Origin of the sequence: Vibrio sp. sp1 (assembly GCF_016920955.1) — a bacterium.
GTDB lineage: Bacteria > Pseudomonadota > Gammaproteobacteria > Enterobacterales > Vibrionaceae > Vibrio > Vibrio alginolyticus.
The window spans coordinates 2,382,340-2,401,719 of record NZ_CP060589.1 but is presented as its reverse complement, the minus strand read 5'-3'; the positions used below and the strand labels follow the sequence as shown (position 1 = coordinate 2,401,719).

Genomic DNA, 19,380 nt, shown 5'->3' with positions numbered 1-19,380 from the left:
TCCAACAGAACTCGGCACTTACTTCGCCGAGTTCTTCGTCCTTGAATTGAAGGAAACGCGTGTGAATATCCAAGCACTTATTAATGACAAAGTATCTCAGGCTCTAGAAGCCGCTGGCGCACCTGCAGGCAGTCCTGCGGCAGTACGCCAATCAGCAAAGCCACAATTTGGTGACTACCAAGCAAACGGCGTAATGGGCGTTGCTAAAAAACTGGGTACTAACCCACGAGAATTTGCACAGAAAGTACTGGATGTTCTAGACCTAGATGGTATTGCAAGCAAGACAGAAATCGCTGGTCCTGGTTTCATCAACATTTTCCTAAGCGAAGAGTTCCTAGCAAAACAAGCGGAAGCAGCACTGGCTGACTCACGTCTTGGCGTTGCAGCAGACGAAGCTCAAACTATCGTTGCCGACTACTCTGCACCAAACGTTGCTAAAGAAATGCACGTTGGTCACCTACGTTCAACCATCATCGGTGATGCGGTAGTACGTACTCTTGAGTTCCTAGGTCACAAAGTGATCCGTGCGAACCACATCGGCGACTGGGGTACTCAGTTCGGTATGCTTATCGCAAACCTTGAGCGTGTACAACAAGAGTCTGGCGAAGTTTCTATGGAACTTGCGGACCTTGAAGGCTTCTACCGCGAATCGAAAAAGCTGTACGATGAAGATGAAGAGTTCGCAGTAAAGGCGCGAAACTACGTGGTAAAACTGCAAAGCGGTGACGAGTACTGTGCAGAAATGTGGAAAAAACTCGTTGATGTAACCATGATCCAAAACCAGCGCAACTACGACCGTCTAAACGTGTCACTGACTCGTGACGACGTGATGGGCGAGAGCATGTACAACGACATGCTTCCTAAGATCGTTGCAGACCTAAAAGAACAAGGTCTTGCCGTTGAAGATGATGGCGCGCAAGTTGTATTCCTAGATGAATACAAGAACAAAGATGGCGAACCAATGGGCGTTATCGTTCAAAAACGCGATGGCGGTTTCCTATACACAACAACAGACATCGCATGTGCAAAATATCGTTATGAAGAGCTAAGCGCAGACCGTGTGCTTTACTTCATCGACTCACGTCAACACCAGCACCTAATGCAAGCTTGGACAATTGTTCGTAAAGCAGGCTACGTACCTGAGTCAGTATCTCTTGAGCACCACGCGTTCGGCATGATGCTTGGTAAAGATGGTAAGCCATTCAAGACTCGTGCGGGTGGTACCGTTCGCCTTGCCGACCTTCTAGATGAAGCAGAAGTTCGTGCAGCACAACTGATCGAATCTAAAAACCCTGAGCTAGATGCGGAAGAAAAAGAGAAGATCTCTAAAACAGTTGCAATGGCAGCGGTTAAATACTCTGACTTATCTAAACACCGTACGACTGACTACGTGTTCGATTGGGACAACATGTTAGCGTTTGAAGGTAACACAGCACCATACATGCAATATGCATACACTCGCGTAGCTTCTATTTTCGCTAAAGCTGGTGTTGCTATGGACGCTCTCCAAGGCGACATCAAAATCACTGATGAGAAAGAGAAAGCACTTATTGCTAAACTTATGCAGTTCGAAGAAGCGGTTCAATCTGTCGCTCGCGAAGGCCAACCGCACATCATGTGTAGCTACCTATTCGAACTAGCAGGTCAGTTCTCTAGTTTCTACGAAGCGTGCCCTATCCTAGTTGCTGAAGACGAAGCTGTGAAACAAAGCCGTCTGAAACTAGCTGCGCTAACAGCGAAGACCATCAAGCAAGGTCTGTCTCTACTAGGTATTGATACTCTAGAGCGTATGTAATCCGCTTTTACGTAGGTAGCTTAAGTAGCACAAGCTAAATGATGACAAAGGTTGACGTGAAAGCGTCAACCTTTTGTTTTATCTGGCGTATACTGATGTCATTCAATTCAAATCGGACAACATAATGAGTTTTGAACTGCACCCTCAACTGGCAAAAGACACCACCGTTATCGGCCACTTCCCACTGTGTGTGGCGCTTCTGCATAAAGATAACGCCGTGCCATGGGTTATCTTGGTCCCTAAACGTGCAAACCTAAAAGAGCTTCACCACTTGCCAATGCAAGAACAGCAACAGTTTTTGCTAGAGTCTCAAGCGGTAAGCCAAGCACTGGAAGCAACATTCCGTCCAGACAAGCTAAACCTTGGTGCGCTAGGTAATATGGTGCCACAGCTGCACATTCACCATATTGCTCGCTTCAAAGATGACGTAGCATGGCCGGGACCGGTTTGGGGTAACACCAAAGGTGAATTCCGTACAGAAGAAGAGCAAAACGAATTGCTTGGTCGCATTAAAAATGTGCTGTCACTGAGTTCTATTTTCCAAAAAGCATAAGCACTGCTAGCGAAAATAACTCGCCTTTGAATACGGCTGAAATAGACAGAGAAAGATTAATACGTATTTGTAACAATCTTTCTCATTTTTCTGGGATTATCACTAAAATAAAACTTGTTTAGACTACCAGCTCAGTTAGAGAGGGTCATCATGAAACAAGTCTTCAACACATTCCGATACGTCAGCTGGATCGCCATTATCTGTTCTATGGCTGCTTCATTCTTGCTTTTTCTTATGGGTGCAGCAAAAACCTATTCGGCATTTGCGGTCTTCATTCTCAATCAAACACCTCCAGAAGCACTCGCACATTTAGATAAAGCAGACATCGCGATCGCTTATTTGATCAAGTCACTGGATACGTTTCTTGTCGCACTAGTTTTGTTCATCTTTGCTCACGGCATCTACACACTATTTATTTCCAACAAAGCTAAAGCGAAAACACAAGAGCAGTCGGTTTTGCATTGGATCAGAACCCCAAACATCGGCCATCTAAAAAACATTTTGGCTGAAGTCATCATCGTGATCTTGTTTGTGAAGTTCTTAGAGCTCGTGCTGATTAACTTCGACAGCTTAGATTGGACGATCTTAACATTACCTATTTCGATTTTAGTTTTAAGTCTTGGTTTAAAGTTCCTAGAGTTAGGCGCGACTAAACACTCTGAAGAACATTAATTTCGCTGTATTCACAAACAATAACCAGCAAAATAAAAGCCGCATCATTGCTGATGCGGCTTTGTCGTTTTTACGTGATAATTTTTAGGTGACTAATTTTGATAGTCGCTACATGGTGACTGTCAGAGACAAACCATCTTGTTTAGTCACTGAGTAGCGAACACGAGTCACGTCATGAGCTTTATTAGTGTCGACTAGGCGGCTAATTTTGCCCTTCTTAATCCACACGTTTAACATCGCGTCGGCGCCATCTTCACTCATCCCAAACTGTTTAGCCAGATCTGACTGGGAGACGGTTCCTTTGTCTGCAATGTATTGATAAAGCTCTTTTAAAATCATGCTACTTGCGCCTCTAATGCACCGTTTTGTTTCTTACCAACTTGTTTGAACACACGGTATGTGCCAAAGAAGATAGCTACGATCACAGCCATCCAAATACCACTTGTTACTGGGCTATCTGCGAAATGCGTCAATTGGTTGTAGAACGTCGCACATAGGTAAGCCAAGCCCATTGTCCAAACCGCGATAAAGCGTGCGAACTTATGACCAAACTCACGTACGTAAGCACCCATCGCCGCCACACAAGGAGTGTACAGTAGGATAAAGATTAGGTAAGCAAATGCGGCATTGCCAGAAGCAAACTGCGATTTAATGTTACCGAAGATAGAAGCATCGACTTCTTGTTCTTCGGCAACGGCATTTGAGTCAGTTAAGTCACCCACTTCAATACCTAGTGGATCTGAGTAGCTCAAACCGGCTAAGTTTTCAGGGATACTCATTACTGCCTCTTCTAGGCTGCCCATTAGATCAAATTCTGCGTCTTCACCGTCACTTGGCGTCGTGTATAGACTGTTAAGCGTACCAACTACCGCCTCTTTTGCGAAGATACCAGTAATGATACCTACCGTCGCTGGCCAGTTATCTTCTTGAACACCGATTGGCGCGAATACTGGAGTTACAACTTGCGCAGCTTTAGAAAGCACCGAGTTTTCGCTGTCTTCATTACCAAAACTGCCATCAGTACCCAATGAGTTGAAGAAACTCAGAATAGCAACAACGATAACGATGGTTTTACCTGCACCAAGTACAAAGCGCTTTAGCTTTTGCCAAGTTTTGATCACCACGTTTTGTAGCGTCGGAAGCTCGTAATCTGGCATTTCCATCACTAGGCTATCGCTGCTACCTGGGTAAAGCGTGTGCTTAAGGAAAAGACCTGTGAAGATCGCTGCCACAATACCAAGTAGGTAAAGTGCGAATACAATGTTCTGGCCAGAACCTGGGAAGAATGCCGCAGCGAATAGCGCGTATACAGGCAGACGAGCACCACATGACATAAATGGCGCCATAGATGCAGCCAGTTTACGCTCACGTTCTTGGTCTAGAGTACGAGTTGCCATGATTGACGGAACGTTACAGCCAAAACCAAGAACCAACGGTACAAATGCTTTGCCCGGTAGGCCGATCTTCTGCATCACTTTATCTAGTACGAATGCTGCACGAGCCATGTAACCTGAGCTCTCAAGTACCGCTAGGAACAGGTACAAACACGCGATAACCGGAATGAAGGTTGCAACCGTCTGGATACCACCACCGATACCATCAGCAAGAACCGTCACTAACCACACAGGCAAATGACCGTCTAACAAGTGATGCCCACCATCAACCAACAATGCGCCCACACCAATGTCAAAAAAGTCGATAAATGCACTACCGATGTTAATCGAGAACATAAACATCAGGTACATAACAACAAAGAAGAAAGGAGTTCCAATCCACTTGTTCAAAATAAACTGGTCGAGTCTTTCAGTCACACTACGACTTAACTTGCCTTCGCTTCGGCGAACTTTTTTACACTGTTCATGCAGATGCGTGTACTTAGTATCCGCGACATGCAAATCGATATCCAAATCTAACGTCGTAATGACTTCCAAGACTTTGCTTCTATCAATATCAGAAAGACTATTGAGCACCATTGTGTCTTTTTCAAGCGCACGAATCGCTAGTGCACGATGAGCGACGGTTTGGTCGTTAAAAAGTGCGGAAACCGTTTGAATTGCCGACTCCATCTTCTCACCATAATGCAAAGACAATTCTTTAAGTGGCACTCCTTGAACGATGGATTTATGGAGCTTTTCTTTAAACTCTGCCACTTGAGTTTTATTGGTTGCAGATAAACTGACAACCGGACAACCTAACGTTTTCTCAAGCTCTGCAACGTTAATCATCTGACGTTCACGCTTTAGCGCATCCATCTTGTTGAGGACAACAATCATAGGGCGACCAAGTTCGCGAAGTTGCAGCGTCATGTATAAGCTGCGCTCTAAACTTGTAGCATCCACCACGTTAATAATGAGATCAGCAGGATGAGTTAGAACCGCACGCGATGCGATGGATTCATCAATACTATTACTATCATTACCACTGTCTAATGAGTAAATACCCGGAAGGTCAGTGAGCAAAAACTCATCCCCAGCATGCTTGAATTGTCCCGTTTTCTTTTCAACCGTGACGCCTGCCCAGTTACCAACTTGCTGTTTTGCGCCAGTTAAACCATTAAATAGCGTCGTTTTACCACTATTAGGGTTACCTACGGTTAGCACTTGATATTGCATTACACTCGCTCCACTTCAATTTTCTGAGCAATTGTTTCTCGCAATGCGACAGACACACCACGGACTTCGACTTGTAAAGGATCGCCCATTGGCGCACGTCGAATCACTTTGACTTCTGTATTGGGAAGCAGCCCCATTACCATGAGTTTCTTTCTGATATCTGATGAAAGACCATCTAACAACCGAATCGTCACCGTATCGCCAGGATTAATCTCTGATAACTTCATAGTGGCCCTTAAGAGTATTGCTAATGAGAAATATTATTATTTAATAAGTTTAGGTTGCCAATATTACTCCCCTATACCCCTTCAATCCTTGTGTGAAATCAAAGATTCCGTAAATGTTTTCACGCTTTCAAACGTTAACTTCGTAAATTTCCTCTCGTTATTTACGTCAAAATTAACAATTAAAAATGACACCTAACGAAACAAAAATGTCACAAACCAAGATAGAAAACAAAAAATGCAAATTAAAACAGTGGGTTAATTAAAAAACAAAACGTTGTCGCTTTTCTCATATAAACATGGCGTTATTTTTATAAGAAAAATAAGTAACCTCTCGTATAGTTACTCCATCGAGAGGGCAACCTCTCTAATAAATTCCAGAGGTGGCATGGCAACATGTCACTCCGGCAGCAAGCGAAGGTGTCCTTGACACCCGTGGTATAGTCCCCCCGGCTATACCACGATATTTTTTTCACCTCTTTCAAAACTTCTTTACCTTATCCATCTTTTCAACACAGTTTTCGTTTTCACGAATGTCGCATGCCATCACTCCCCCAAATGAACAACGCTCTTTTGATACAGCAATACAACTGTCATTTATTTGTTGCAACTATCAGTAAATCATTCTCTTGAAGCCATTTATGCTTATTGCTATGAACATCGCGACTAACAGATAGAACGTGATCGTGCTTACGTGTTGAGAATGGATTTGTAGGCTAGATGTGATGAAGAAACAATGAAACTTACTGCGTTAGCAACTGCAGCAATAATAGAGCACTGTATGCAGCTCCCCAGCATCTTAACTATTAATTAGGGAGCGTATAATGAAGGTTTTCTAGTTAATTTCTTGGCTTTCTTGAGTCAGAGCAAACTTGGAAGGGGGCAAACCAAAATGCAGCTTAAACTTTTGGCTAAAGTAAGATGGATCATTAAAGCCACAGTTAAAGGCGACTTCACTGATTTTCTCACCCGCCAATAACTTTTCACACGCCGTTTCCAAACGAACCTCTGTGACATAGTCTTTTAACGTTCTTGACGAGGCAGATTTAAAACGTCTCTGTAAAGAGCGTTCAGACATATACAGCATTTTAGCGGCTGACGCAGTGCCAAATTCAGGATCATGGTAATGCTCTGCCACTAATTGATAGACTTTTTGCAACCACTCTTTCTCTGGTGTGACTTGATCTTCTGCAATAGTTACAGGATTGAGTTCTTGCTGCGGTTCATCCAGATAACTCCTTTCCTTCGCAGATGGCCATGTAATCTCGACTTTGTTTTGAGCATCAGAAGAGAAGACAGCCAAATAACCACCACTCGTTGTCACTAGTTGGGCAAGGTGGTCAATACTCAACTCAGAGTGATTTAAGTTAGATGGAAGCCCAGTCGCGACTTTATTAGGTAATTGCGTCCCGTAATCAAGAAAGCTCAATGACACAATATCATGTCCCTCTTCTAGCATAATTCTAACCGTTTGACCTCGGAAAGAGCGCTTGATGATATTGGCAAAAATGCTATTGAAAATAACATCAAGATTAAAACTTTCCAGAGCAACCCGGCTCTGCTTGCTCTCATCTTCTAGCTCTACCAAAATACCCGCTTTTGCAAAGTCATCTTGCCATACATCAACCACTGACTGAGTTATCTGACTCAAGTTGTAGTTCTGACTCCCACCACTTACATCACTTGGAACACTTTTGAGTTCATTTAACTGCCAATTCGTTTTAGCCAAATGATCCTCTGTCGCAGTATCCAGAGGCATAGGTAGTTTCGCCACAATAAAGTCGACGCTTGATTTTATGGATAGAGCTACATGGTCTACGAGTAGGTTTCTAACTTGAATCTGTTTACGTAATTGCTGGTTGCTCGTAAGCAACACTCTACTTTGATGTCTTAACTGATTCGTTTTGAGAGTCACTTGAGCTGCTAGATCACGGTTAGCCTGTACAACGTAGCGAGAGCGCCAGAAAACAAGTAATGCGACGACCGCAATACTAGCTACGACAAAGCCTAAAATAGCAAATCGCGATAGATACCAAGGATGAAGGACGATAAAGTGAGATTCTAAACCAACGACTCCAGTGGCAACTTGAGACTCATTACTGACCTGCAAGTGATATTCACCGGAACTAAGGTGCTCGAGTGTCAGTTGGCCCCCCTCTAACGTTTGCCATGGGTCATTGTTGTTCAATCGATAGTACAAATTTTGACTGTCTGGTTTTGGCATCACACCGAATAAAAAACTCAGCGAAGATCCATATGGCAGTGTGAGCCCATTCAGATCGGCACTACCAACTTGCAGAACTTCATTTTCAAGCACTACTTGGCTAACAATAAACTTAGACTCTGGGGGATTAGATACAAGCAGCTTGGATGCTTCTGCTTTTACGAGTCCGTACTTCGACCCCAGAACAAGCTCTCGCTCACCAATTTCTGTCTGCTGTATAACGCTACAAATACCAGGGAGGAACTCATTGTTCATTAAGCCTGATGACGATGAGTAATGTTTCACTAACTCACCCGAAAGGTGGTAATAGCTTAAACCGACAGAGGAAGCTAACCATACACCTTGCCTGTCTCTGATCAAGCAAGCAGGTCTGGCGTTGGGCTCACTCATTTCAACAACACGTTTTTCATCGCTTCGTGTATCAGTTTTAAACACACCATAAGATGAAGCAAACCACTGGCTGCCATCAACCGCCGTGGTCATGTCTAATGATTCACCAAACTTTTCTGAAAAACGGATAAACTGGATGTTGTCATTACTGTATTGGTATACGCCATGATCGGTGCCTATTAATAGGGCGTCTTCAGTATCATATAGGCGCGTAACCTTAGCAGGCAAATACTGACTTACTAGCCACTCACTTCCAAAGTTTCGTACGCTTTGTGCAGCAGTATCAACATTGTAAAGATGGTATCCGCTTGATACCCAAAGACGGTCATCACCATCAACGGTCACATGCTCTACGGCATGTCCAGCCATAACCTGTAAATAAGGAAATGTAATCTTGTTGAGACCATTTAGCTCAAATATTTCCAGCCCTTTTGAGGTTGCAAGCCAAAGCATGCCGTTTTGAAACGCAAATTCATTGATCTGCGACTCCAACTCTAAGACTTGGTTAATCCCACTCTTTCCTGAACGATAAATCTTTCGGTCATCAGCAAACCAAAGCGCACCATCAGGACCTTCGATAGTTTGCCGAATTCGTCCTGATAGGGTGTGTGAGTCATAACTACTAAAGGTCACTCGTTCAAATTTTTTACTAAATAGCGAGTAATAACGAATACCTTGGTTAGTCGCAATCCACATCCCTCCCATATTGTCGCTCAACAACGAATAAATCTTCGTGTTATCTAACTCTAACTCAAGAAAGCTTGCAGGCGCGACTTCGGTGACCTCACCTGAAAAAAATGAGTACAAATAAAGGCCATGCTCTGTCCCCACCCAATACTCTTGATTTGTCTCTGCGAATGTCAAAACATGTGAGCCGCCAATTCTAATCACTTCTTTATCAGGCTGGTAAATGTTGAAAATTAAAGCGCCACGCAATGTACCTATCAAAATTTCTCTTCGCGTGTGTGAATAATAGACTTTCTCAATGTAGTTTTGACCTGAGGCAGCGACATGGTCAAACTTATCACCTTCAGAAAGATAGAAGCCGGAAGTCGTTGCTAGTGCCCACTTCGTTTCAACTAGCACCGCATCATTAATGTAAACGTAGCTATTATTACTATGTTGATAGAGCTGCAATAGAGAGAAAGAGTTTAACTCGCTAGTGTCGATATTGTAGGTATAGAAATGCGCGCCATCACTCACCCAAATATAGTTCTTTGAAGACCCTATTTTTCTTATTTGTGAGCCTGGATTTAAACTAAAGACTAAACGTCGCTCCTGATTTGGATAAGTTCGATAGACCTCATTTTCAATAAAGGTCCAAAAAGCACCTTTATGATAAGCCAACTGCTTGGCCGACGTTTGTAGGAAGCTACCTGATTTAGGCAATATAGTTTGACCATCGTAAAACAGGACTCTCCCGTGTACGTCATGAATCCACAAACCGCCCTTTTCACCCAAGAACAACTTTTTAGCCGCGATAAAAGTACCCTTTGCCTGAGTTGGCAAAGGGTAAAAGATTGCATTTGCATTATGAAGCGCAAATGCTTGGTAGGATAAGATAAAGCCCAACAGAGCAAGGGCTAATTGGCGTAGCAAGACGAAAACCTTTTGTATCAATTTGTGCTCTGAAAGTGACCGTTCATCGTTTGTAAAACATGGATTTATACGGTTATTTTGAGCTGATAATTATTGGTAATGATATCTCAATTACTTTCTGAGAAAAGGCTCGCCTTACCAAAGGTTGTAATTCTTACTACTGGATCACGTTAAAAAGACTACTCCTACATTACGACAGCACTTAATCTGACTTTTTGTTCAAGCATTGCTCAAAACTATTCGCCATATTGTTGAGAAAAGTAAAGTAACTGCCAGGTTTTGCTTCAATTGTACTCCCTAACGGGTCAAGCTCGCCTTTAGCGACATCACTGCCTCTCATTACGCTCTGAACGACAGCCGGGGTAAACTGAGGTTCAGAAAATACACAAGCCACATCTCCACCACTTAGCTTTTGACGAATTTGAATTAAGGTCTTCGCTCCTGGCTTGCGTTCTGGGCTCACAGTAAAATGCCCCATTTGATTTAGTTCATAACGATCTTCGAAATAACCGTAAGCATCATGGAATACAAAGTAACCTTTGCTTTTTACTGGTGCCAGCTTCTGCTTTATCTGTTGGTCAGTGTCTTTTAGCTCGAGTTCAAACTTTTTGAGGTTCGCTTGATATTGAGCTGCATTTTCCGGATCAAGTGATACAAGTTGATTCACAACAGCCTTGGCCACTTGTTGTGCTTGGCTTACACCTAGCCAAAAGTGCGGATCATGTGAGCCATGATCGTGCCCATCATGGTCATGGTTGTGCTCACTATCAAATTCACGCAATTCTAGATTTGGAATTTGACTAATAGTCAAAGTATTCGATCTATCCGAAACAACTTTCTCTAGAAACGGTTCAAGATCATGTCCGTACCAGATAACCAAATCAGCCGAAGCGACCTTTTTAACATCCGATGGACGCAAAGCATAGTCATGGGGTGATGTGTTAGACTGCAATAGCACGTCTGGTGAAGTTACTCCTTGAGTAAGCTCTGTTACTAACAACTGAATAGGTTTGATACTCGTCAGTACCGTTACCGCCTGTGCTGGCAGTGTTAACATTGCTGAGGCAGCAAGAATTAATGCTCTTTTCATAGTTTTACTTGGGATATGGCGTGGAAAGTGAGATAATGTTACATTATAACATTATTGATTTGCAAATGAGTTTCATTCATGTCTTCCTTAGTCCATCTTGAGCAGTTATGCGTCGAGTTCGATGGCCGCAGAGTTCTCGATAACATTAGTATGGAATTAGAAAAGGGCAAAATAACTACCCTAATTGGTCCCAATGGAGCGGGAAAATCAACGTTAGTCAAAGTTATCTTAGGTCTTCAAAAGCCAACTAGCGGCAAGTTGAACCGACAAAGAAAACTGAAAATTGGTTACGTTCCTCAAAAGTTGAAGCTCAATGACTCCCTTCCATTGAATGTAACCCGCTTTCTAAATTTAGCAGGAAAATACAGTAAGCAGGAGTGCATTGATGCATTACGGCTTGTTGGCGCTGAACATTTACTTAATAGTAATATGCATCGCTTATCCGGTGGTGAAAACCAACGAGTGTTACTGGCTCGCGCTCTGCTTCAACGTCCTCAGCTGTTGGTATTAGACGAACCAGCTCAGGGGGTGGATATCCAAGGTCAAATCGATCTCTATGACTTAATTGAGAGCATTCGTCACCGCTTTGATTGTGGCGTATTTATGGTATCGCATGACTTACATTTAGTGATGGCGAAAACGGACGATGTTATTTGTCTGCATCACCATGTTTGCTGCTCAGGTTCACCTGCCACTATTACTCAGCACCCTTCTTACATCGCACTATTTGGCAATGCAGCGAGAGAGTCTCTCGCGTTTTATCATCACGACCATGAGCACCATCATCACGATTTATCCGGAACGCCAGTAAGCGGTGATGCGATATCATGCTCCCACCATAAACACGGACATCACCATCATGATTGAGTTTCTCCTACCTTCTATTCTTGCTGGTATTGGTATCGCGATCATTGCCGGTCCACTTGGGTCATTTGTCGTTTGGCGTAAAATGGCTTACTTCGGAGATACCCTAGCTCATGCATCGTTAATGGGCCTAGCGCTGGGCTTCTTGCTCAACGTAAATCTCTACCTTGCGCTACTCGTCTGCTGTTTAGCTCTGGCCGTTTTGCTTGTCACTCTGCAAAAGCAACAACTTGTGGCTACAGACACGTTGTTAGGTATCTTGGCACACAGTGCACTCTCTATCGGTTTAGTATCGGTTAGCTTTTTGGAAAACGTGCGCGTCGATTTAATGAGCTACCTATTTGGGGACTTACTTGCCGTCTCTCCACAAGATCTGATGTTTATTTACGCAGGTGTTGTTGCGGTAAGCGCGTGTTTGTACGTCTTCTGGCGCCCACTGCTTTCTAGCACTGTCAGTGAAGAACTTGCCGCTGTTGAGGGCGTGAATACAGACTTAGTTAGATTGGTGTTAATGCTAATGGTGGGTGTAGTAATCGCAGTAGGTATGAAGTTCGTTGGCGCGTTGATCATGACTTCGCTCCTAATTATCCCAGCCGCAACAGCACGTAAAGTCTCTTCATCACCAGAGCAAATGGCATTGTTCGCATCTATTATTGGCTCAGTGGCAGTACTGATGGGGCTTAGCCTATCATGGCACTTCGATACACCGGCCGGCCCTTCCGTAGTGATCAGCGCAACATCCTTATTTATGCTGAGCCAGCTGATTAAAAGCAAAGCATAATCGCATTGAGTATTAAACGCGAAAGACCTTGCTAACAACAAACATAAATCCACGGAAACGGAAAAAGAAAAGCCTGCGAAATCGCAGGCTTTTTAATACTTATTAAGTAGTGTGGTCGATTACCAACCCGTCACTTCACGTAGACCTTGGCCAATCTCTGCTAGAGATTTCACAGTTTTAACGCCAGCCGCTTCTAGTGCAGCAAATTTGTCTTCAGCAGTACCTTTACCACCAGAGATAATCGCACCAGCATGGCCCATACGCTTACCAGGAGGTGCAGTTACACCAGCAATGTAAGAAACCACTGGCTTCGTTACATTTTCTTTAATGTATGCTGCTGCTTCTTCTTCTGCAGTACCACCGATCTCACCGATCATAACGATCGCTTCTGTCTCAGGGTCTTCTTGGAACAGTTTTAGGATATCAATGAAGTTTGAACCCGGGATTGGGTCACCACCGATACCAACACAAGTAGACTGGCCGAAACCTTCGTCAGTGGTTTGTTTAACTGCTTCGTAAGTTAGAGTACCGCTACGAGATACAATACCTACTTTGCCTTTCTTGTGGATGTGACCAGGCATGATACCGATCTTACACTCATCAGGAGTGATAACGCCCGGACAGTTAGGACCAATCATGCGAACGCCAGTTTCTTCTAGCTTCACTTTTACGTCGATCATATCTGTAGTAGGGATACCTTCAGTAATCGTTACGATTAGCTCGATACCCGCGTCAATCGCTTCTAGGATTGCATCTTTACAGAAAGGTGCTGGTACGTAGATGACTGTCGCTGTTGCGCCAGTCGCTTCTACTGCTTCACGAACTGTGTTGAATACAGGAAGACCTAGGTGAGTTTGGCCACCTTTACCTGGAGACACACCGCCAACCATTTGCGTACCGTATGCGATAGCTTGCTCTGAGTGGAAAGTACCTTGACCACCAGTGAACCCCTGACAGATTACTTTAGTGTCTTTGTTAATTAATACAGACATTATTTAGCCTCCGCAGCAGCAACAACTTTCTGAGCAGCATCAGTTAGCGACTCAGCAGCAATGATATCAACATCAGAATTAGCAAGAACTTCGCGACCTAGGTCAGCGTTAGTGCCTTCAAGACGAACAACAACAGGTACGCTTACGCCTACCTCTTTAACCGCACCGATAATACCTTCTGCGATCATGTCACAACGTACAATACCACCGAAGATGTTAACAAGTACCGCTTTCACATTGTCATCAGATAGGATGATCTTGAATGCTTCAGCAACACGCTCTTTCGTCGCGCCGCCACCTACATCTAAGAAGTTAGCTGGTTTGCCGCCGTGTAGGTTTACGATATCCATCGTACCCATTGCTAGGCCTGCACCGTTAACCATACAGCCAACGTTACCGTCTAGTGCTACGTAGTTCAGCTCCCACTGAGCTGCGTGTGCTTCACGCTCATCTTCTTGTGAAGGATCGTGCATTTCACGAAGCTTAGGCTGACGATATAGTGCGTTTGAGTCGATGTTGATCTTACCGTCAAGACATAGCAAGTTGCCTTCACCAGTAATCACAAGTGGGTTGATCTCTAGCAGAGCAAGATCGTACTGAGAAAACATAGTGCCAAGACCCATAAAGATCTTAACGAATTGTTTGATTTGGTCGCCTTCAAGACCAAGTTTGAACGCTAGCTCACGACCTTGGTAAGCTTGTGGACCTACTAGTGGGTCAATTGCTGCTTTGTGGATGAGTTCCGGCGTTTCTTCCGCAACTTTTTCAATTTCCACACCACCTTCGGTAGAAGCCATGAAAACAATCTTACGGCTAGCACGGTCAACTACCGCACCTAGGTATAGTTCGTTCGCAATATTTGAAGCTTCTTCAACAAGGATTTTTGTTACTGGCTGACCGTTAGCGTCAGTTTGGTAAGTCACTAGGTTTTTACCTAACCACTTCTGTGCAAACTCTTTAACGCCTTCTTTTGTATCGTGTAGCTCTACGCCACCCGCTTTACCACGGCCACCAGCGTGAACCTGACATTTAACTACTTTCTTGGCTGTACTAATACGGCCTGCGGCTTCAAAAGCTTCTTGTGGTGTATCACACGCGTAGCCTTCTGGCACAGGCAAACCGAATTCTGCAAACAGCTGTTTGGCTTGGTATTCATGCAAATTCATTTCGATATTCCGTTTGTTTTTCCCTTAAGGGATTTATTATTTCCATAACGCTGCAGTCTTGGCTGCTTGTACGTCTGTAGGGTCTTCTCAAATAAATCCTTCATCATGAGTTCTCATACTGAAGGATTCAAATGAAGGCCAAACGTTGAGCTAGTCTAGCCATTGAAATTTTTAACGTCTAGCTACCTACGATAACTAGACGTTTTAGCGATATTAAACGTCTAATAGGAGACGTGCTGGGTCCTCTAGTAACTCTTTAATCGTTACTAGGAAACCAACTGATTCACGACCGTCAATTAGGCGGTGATCGTAAGATAACGCTAGGTACATCATCGGCAAGATTTCAACTTTGCCATCCACTGCCATCGGACGCTCTTGGATCTTATGCATACCAAGAATCGCTGATTGAGGTGGGTTGATGATTGGTGTAGACATAAGTGAACCAAACACACCACCGTTTGTGATAGTGAAGTTACCGCCCATTAGCTCGTCTACCGTTAGCTTGCCATCACGACCTTTGATAGCCAGCTCTTTGATGCCTTTTTCAACATCAGCGAAACCAAGCTTGTCACAGTCTTTTAGGACAGGTGTAACTAGACCACGTGGCGTTGATACCGCCATGCTAATGTCGAAGTAGTTGTGGTAAACAATGTCATCGCCATCAATCGAAGCATTTACTTCTGGGTAACGCTTAAGCGCTTCTGTTACTGCTTTCACGTAGAAAGACATGAAGCCTAAACGAATACCGTGACGCTCTTCGAACTGATCTTTGTACTGCTTACGAAGGTCCATGATTGGTTTCATGTTCACTTCGTTAAACGTCGTTAGCATTGCCGTGTTGTTCTTCGCTTCTAGCAGACGGTTAGCAACTGTCTTACGAAGGCGAGTCATTGGAACACGTTTCTGACTGCGAGCCGCTGCCGGCACGTCAACCACTGCTGGCGAGTCTTCTTTTGACGCAGATTTAGCGTTCGCAAGATGCGCTTCAATATCTTCGCGCGTAATACGACCACCAACACCAGTGCCTTTCACTTGGCTTGCTTCTAAGCCATGTTCAGCCAATAAACGGCGCACTGCTGGGCTTAGTGCGTCATTACTTTCTTCGCTAAGCGCAGCTTTGTGACGCTTATCAGGAGATGCTTCAGTACCTTCTGTTTTGTCTGCAGTTGGTTCACCTGCAACTGCGCCTGGCTTCAATTTAGCAATGATTTGTTTAGAAAGTACTGTCGCACCTTCTGCTTCAACAATAGCTTCTAAAACGCCAGCTTCCGGAGCAGGAACTTCTAGCACAACTTTGTCTGTTTCGATGTCAACCAAAACCTCGTCACGCTCTACTGCGTCGCCTGGTTGTTTGTGCCATGTCGCTACGGTTGCATCAGCAACTGATTCAGGTAAATCTGGAACCAGAATTTCAATTGTCATATCTGTTTCTTCCTTTAACTTCTAATTCTTAATTCGAAGTTTTTGAGTTCACGTTCAGAGCGTCTTCAACCAACGCTTTTTGTTGTTTCAAGTGCACCGACATGTAGCCAACTGCTGGCGAAGCAGAAGCTGGGCGACCTGCGTATTTAAGATTTGCACCTGCAGGAATAGCGGCACGGAAGTTATGTTGGCTACAGTACCAAGCACCTTGGTTCTGAGGTTCTTCCTGACACCACACGAAGTCTTCAACGTTAGTGTATTGAGCAATTGCTGCTTGTACTTCTTCCATTGGGAATGGGTAAAGCTGTTCAATACGCACGATAGCAACATCGTCTTGCTCGTTGTTACGGCGCTGCTCTAGTAGGTCAAAGTAAACCTTACCAGCACAGAACACGACACGTTTCACTTTGCTTGGTTCTAAATCATCTACTTCTGGAATTGCAGATTGGAATGTACCATCCGCCAAGTCTTCAATCGTTGAAGTACATAGAGGGTGGCGCAGCAAAGATTTCGGCGACATAACAATGAGAGGTCGACGCATTGGGCGTACAACCTGACGACGAATCATGTGGTACACCTGAGCCGGTGTTGAAGGAACCACAACCTGCATATTTTGCTCAGCACAAAGCTGAAGGTAACGCTCTAAACGTGCAGATGAGTGCTCAGGACCTTGACCTTCATAACCATGAGGTAGAAGCATAGTAAGACCGCACAAACGCGCCCACTTTTGCTCGCCTGACGAGATAAACTGGTCGATAACAACTTGTGCACCGTTGGCAAAATCACCAAACTGTGCTTCCCAGATAGTTAAACCACCTGGTTCGGCTGTTGCGTAACCGTATTCAAACGCCAACACAGCTTCTTCTGACAATACTGAGTCAAAGACTTGGAATGGCCCTTGGTTGTCATGAATATTCGCTAATGGAATGTAAGTGCTTGCATCGGTTTGGTTATGAAGAACCGAGTGACGGTGGAAGAAAGTACCACGACCCGAGTCCTGACCAGAAAGACGAATACGCTTGCCATCGTCAACCAATGTAGCATACGCCAATGTTTCAGCCATACCCCAGTCAATAGCTTTTTCACCGGTCATCATTGCTAGACGATCGTTGTATAGCTTATTAACACGGCTTTGCAGTTTATGGCTTTCTGGGTACTGACACAGACGATTGCCTAGCTCAATAAGGCGTGTCTTGTCGTATTTTGAATCCCACTCCATATCCCATTCGTGCCCTAAGTAAGGGGACCAGTCTACAGAGTGCAACGCCATTGGACGCCATTCTTTAACAACCACTTCACCGCGATCCAATGCATCGCGATACTCATTGACTAACTGAGTCGCTGTCTCGATATCTGACTCATTTTTGTCGATCAGAACATCTGCATACAATTTGCGTGGTGTAGGATGCTTTTTGATTTTCTGGTACATCAAAGGCTGAGTCGCATTTGGCTCATCCGCCTCATTGTGACCGTGGCGACGGTAACATACAAGATCGATCACGACATCGCGCTTGAACTCGTTACGGTAATCCAATGCAATGCGAGTAACAAAAGCAACTGCTTCAGGGTCATCTGCATTTACATGGAAAATTGGCGCCTGCACCATCTTCGCGATGTCGGTACAGTACATCGTAGAACGCGTGTCACGAGGATTAGACGTCGTAAAGCCTACTTGGTTGTTGATGACGATACGTACCGTACCACCAACTTGGAACCCACGAGCAAGAGACATGTTGAAAGTTTCGGCAACCACACCCTGACCAGCGATTGCTGAATCACCGTGGATGGTGATAGGAAGCACTTTGCTACCTTGATTATCACCCAAGCGGTCTTGACGTGCTCGAACTGAGCCCATGACTACCGGGTTTACGATTTCTAGGTGCGATGGGTTAAATGCAAGTGCTAAGTGAACATCACCGCCTGGAGTCGCAAAATCAGCAGAGAAACCTTGGTGATATTTCACATCACCCGTACCCCAAGTTTCGTCGTGTTTACCTGCGAACTCATCAAACAGGTCTTGAGGTTTCTTACCAAGTACGTTCACCAGCATGTTCAAACGACCGCGGTGAGCCATACCGATAACCACTTCACGCATTCCACTTGTACCCGCATGACGGATCAACTCTTTCGTCATCGGAATCAGCGCATCACCACCTTCTAAAGAGAAACGTTTTGCACCTGGGAATTTCGCCCCGAGGTAACGCTCCAAACCTTCAGCGGCTGTTAGCTCTTCTAGGAATGTGCGCTTCTCATCTTTGTTGAATGATGGCTGGCCTACGACAGACTCAAGGCGTTGCTGAATCCAACGCTTTTGCTCTGTGTCAGTCATGTGCATGTATTCAGCACCGATGGAACCGCAATAAGTTTTGTTGAGGGCTTCATAGATATCTTTCAACTTCATGGTTTCTTGCCCAACAGCAAAAGAACCTACGTTGAAAGTTTCTTCGAAGTCATCTTCGGTAAGATTATGAAAAGCAGGGTCTAACTCCGCCACTGTTGGGCGTTGCCATAGACCTAGTGGGTCTAATTCTGCAGCTTCATGCCCGCGGAAACGGTATGCGTTGATTAGCTGTAGAACTTTTACTTGTTTTGCATCGACATCTGGGTCACTAACTTGGACATTGTAATGCTTTGTTTCTCTAGCGAGTCGTCGGAAGTAGTCACGGACACGTGAATGTGGTTGTTCTGCCACTTCTTCTGATGGCTTAGGCAAGCCTTCAAAAACACGTTTCCACTCCTCACTTACCAGATCGGGATCACTTAGATACAGTTCGTAGAGGTCCTCTACATACGTTGCATTGGCGCCAGCCAAGTGTGAAGACTCGAGCCATGCCTTCATCACGCCGTTGTGCATATTTTCCCTTAACCAGTAGTTTTCACGTTTGCTTCGGTCTTTGCCGAGCTATAAGAGCCGACTAAAAATACGGTCGGCAATTTTTGTATTCTTTACTCGAATATTACTGAAGCAGTGAAGCGGTCATATCGGGTGATCCGCA

Annotated in this window: 14 protein-coding genes; 5 read left to right on the top strand and 9 right to left on the bottom strand. The window is 44.5% G+C overall.

Going from position 1 to position 19,380, the window contains the following annotated elements; all coding sequences use genetic code 11:
* Positions 1-61 precede the first annotated feature (61 nt).
* The 3 genes from argS to H9L11_RS11305 all read left to right on the top strand — a co-directional run bounded on the left by argS (position 62) and on the right by H9L11_RS11305 (position 3,020).
* Entirely contained in the window at positions 62-1,795 is a 1,734-nt protein-coding gene (gene argS / locus H9L11_RS11315) for an arginine--tRNA ligase (protein ID WP_025517318.1), read from the top strand.
* A gap of 124 nt (positions 1,796-1,919) precedes the next feature.
* The gene (locus H9L11_RS11310) at positions 1,920-2,348 is read left to right on the top strand and encodes an HIT domain-containing protein (protein WP_005382194.1); all 429 of its coding nucleotides are present in this window, start codon (positions 1,920-1,922) and stop codon (positions 2,346-2,348) included.
* 150 nt (positions 2,349-2,498) lie between these two features.
* A complete protein-coding gene (locus tag H9L11_RS11305; RefSeq protein ID WP_005382193.1) occupies positions 2,499-3,020 on the top strand; it encodes a YqhA family protein in 522 nt (173 codons plus the stop codon).
* Positions 3,021-3,128: 108 nt separating this feature from the next.
* Here the strand turns inward: H9L11_RS11305 and H9L11_RS11300 are convergent, their stop codons facing one another.
* The 5 genes from H9L11_RS11300 to znuA form a co-directional block, all read right to left on the bottom strand.
* On the bottom strand, positions 3,129-3,359 hold the full coding sequence (locus tag H9L11_RS11300) for a FeoC-like transcriptional regulator (protein ID WP_005382192.1): 231 nt from the start codon (positions 3,357-3,359) through the stop codon (positions 3,129-3,131).
* A complete protein-coding gene (gene feoB, locus H9L11_RS11295; RefSeq protein WP_205390759.1) occupies positions 3,356-5,632 on the bottom strand; it encodes a Fe(2+) transporter permease subunit FeoB in 2,277 nt (758 codons plus the stop codon). Before feoB ends, H9L11_RS11300 begins: the two co-directional genes overlap by 4 nt.
* Positions 5,632-5,859, bottom strand: a complete 228-nt coding sequence (locus H9L11_RS11290) for a FeoA family protein (RefSeq protein ID WP_005382190.1) — start codon at positions 5,857-5,859, stop codon at positions 5,632-5,634. Before H9L11_RS11290 ends, feoB begins: the two co-directional genes overlap by 1 nt.
* A gap of 832 nt (positions 5,860-6,691) precedes the next feature.
* Positions 6,692-10,069: an AraC family transcriptional regulator gene (locus tag H9L11_RS11285; protein ID WP_205390758.1), complete on the bottom strand. Its 3,378-nt coding sequence runs from the start codon at positions 10,067-10,069 to the stop codon at positions 6,692-6,694.
* Between the two features lie 202 nt (positions 10,070-10,271).
* Positions 10,272-11,159 (bottom strand): zinc ABC transporter substrate-binding protein ZnuA, encoded by an 888-nt coding sequence (gene znuA, locus H9L11_RS11280; RefSeq protein WP_176310841.1) that lies wholly within the window; start codon positions 11,157-11,159, stop codon positions 10,272-10,274.
* Between the two features lie 78 nt (positions 11,160-11,237).
* Between znuA and znuC the strand changes: the two genes are divergently transcribed.
* The gene (znuC, locus tag H9L11_RS11275; protein WP_017634809.1) at positions 11,238-12,026 is read left to right on the top strand and encodes a zinc ABC transporter ATP-binding protein ZnuC; all 789 of its coding nucleotides are present in this window, start codon (positions 11,238-11,240) and stop codon (positions 12,024-12,026) included.
* On the top strand, positions 12,019-12,804 hold the full coding sequence (gene znuB / locus H9L11_RS11270; RefSeq protein ID WP_005382183.1) for a zinc ABC transporter permease subunit ZnuB: 786 nt from the start codon (positions 12,019-12,021) through the stop codon (positions 12,802-12,804). Before znuC ends, znuB begins: the two co-directional genes overlap by 8 nt.
* 119 nt (positions 12,805-12,923) lie before the next feature.
* On the opposite strand, the gene sucD is transcribed toward znuB, so the two are convergent.
* The 4 genes from sucD to sucA all read right to left on the bottom strand — a co-directional run bounded on the left by sucD (position 12,924) and on the right by sucA (position 19,238).
* Entirely contained in the window at positions 12,924-13,796 is an 873-nt protein-coding gene (gene sucD / locus H9L11_RS11265; protein ID WP_005382181.1) for a succinate--CoA ligase subunit alpha, read from the bottom strand.
* Positions 13,796-14,962 (bottom strand): ADP-forming succinate--CoA ligase subunit beta, encoded by a 1,167-nt coding sequence (gene sucC / locus H9L11_RS11260; protein ID WP_005382179.1) that lies wholly within the window; start codon positions 14,960-14,962, stop codon positions 13,796-13,798. Before sucC ends, sucD begins: the two co-directional genes overlap by 1 nt.
* Before the next feature lie 213 nt (positions 14,963-15,175).
* Positions 15,176-16,384 carry a 2-oxoglutarate dehydrogenase complex dihydrolipoyllysine-residue succinyltransferase gene (odhB, locus tag H9L11_RS11255; RefSeq protein WP_005382177.1) on the bottom strand — a complete coding sequence of 403 codons (1,209 nt, stop codon included), beginning with the start codon at positions 16,382-16,384 and terminating at the stop codon, positions 15,176-15,178.
* 28 nt (positions 16,385-16,412) lie between these two features.
* On the bottom strand, positions 16,413-19,238 hold the full coding sequence (gene sucA / locus H9L11_RS11250; protein WP_005382176.1) for a 2-oxoglutarate dehydrogenase E1 component: 2,826 nt from the start codon (positions 19,236-19,238) through the stop codon (positions 16,413-16,415).
* Between the last annotated feature and the right edge of the window lie 142 nt (positions 19,239-19,380).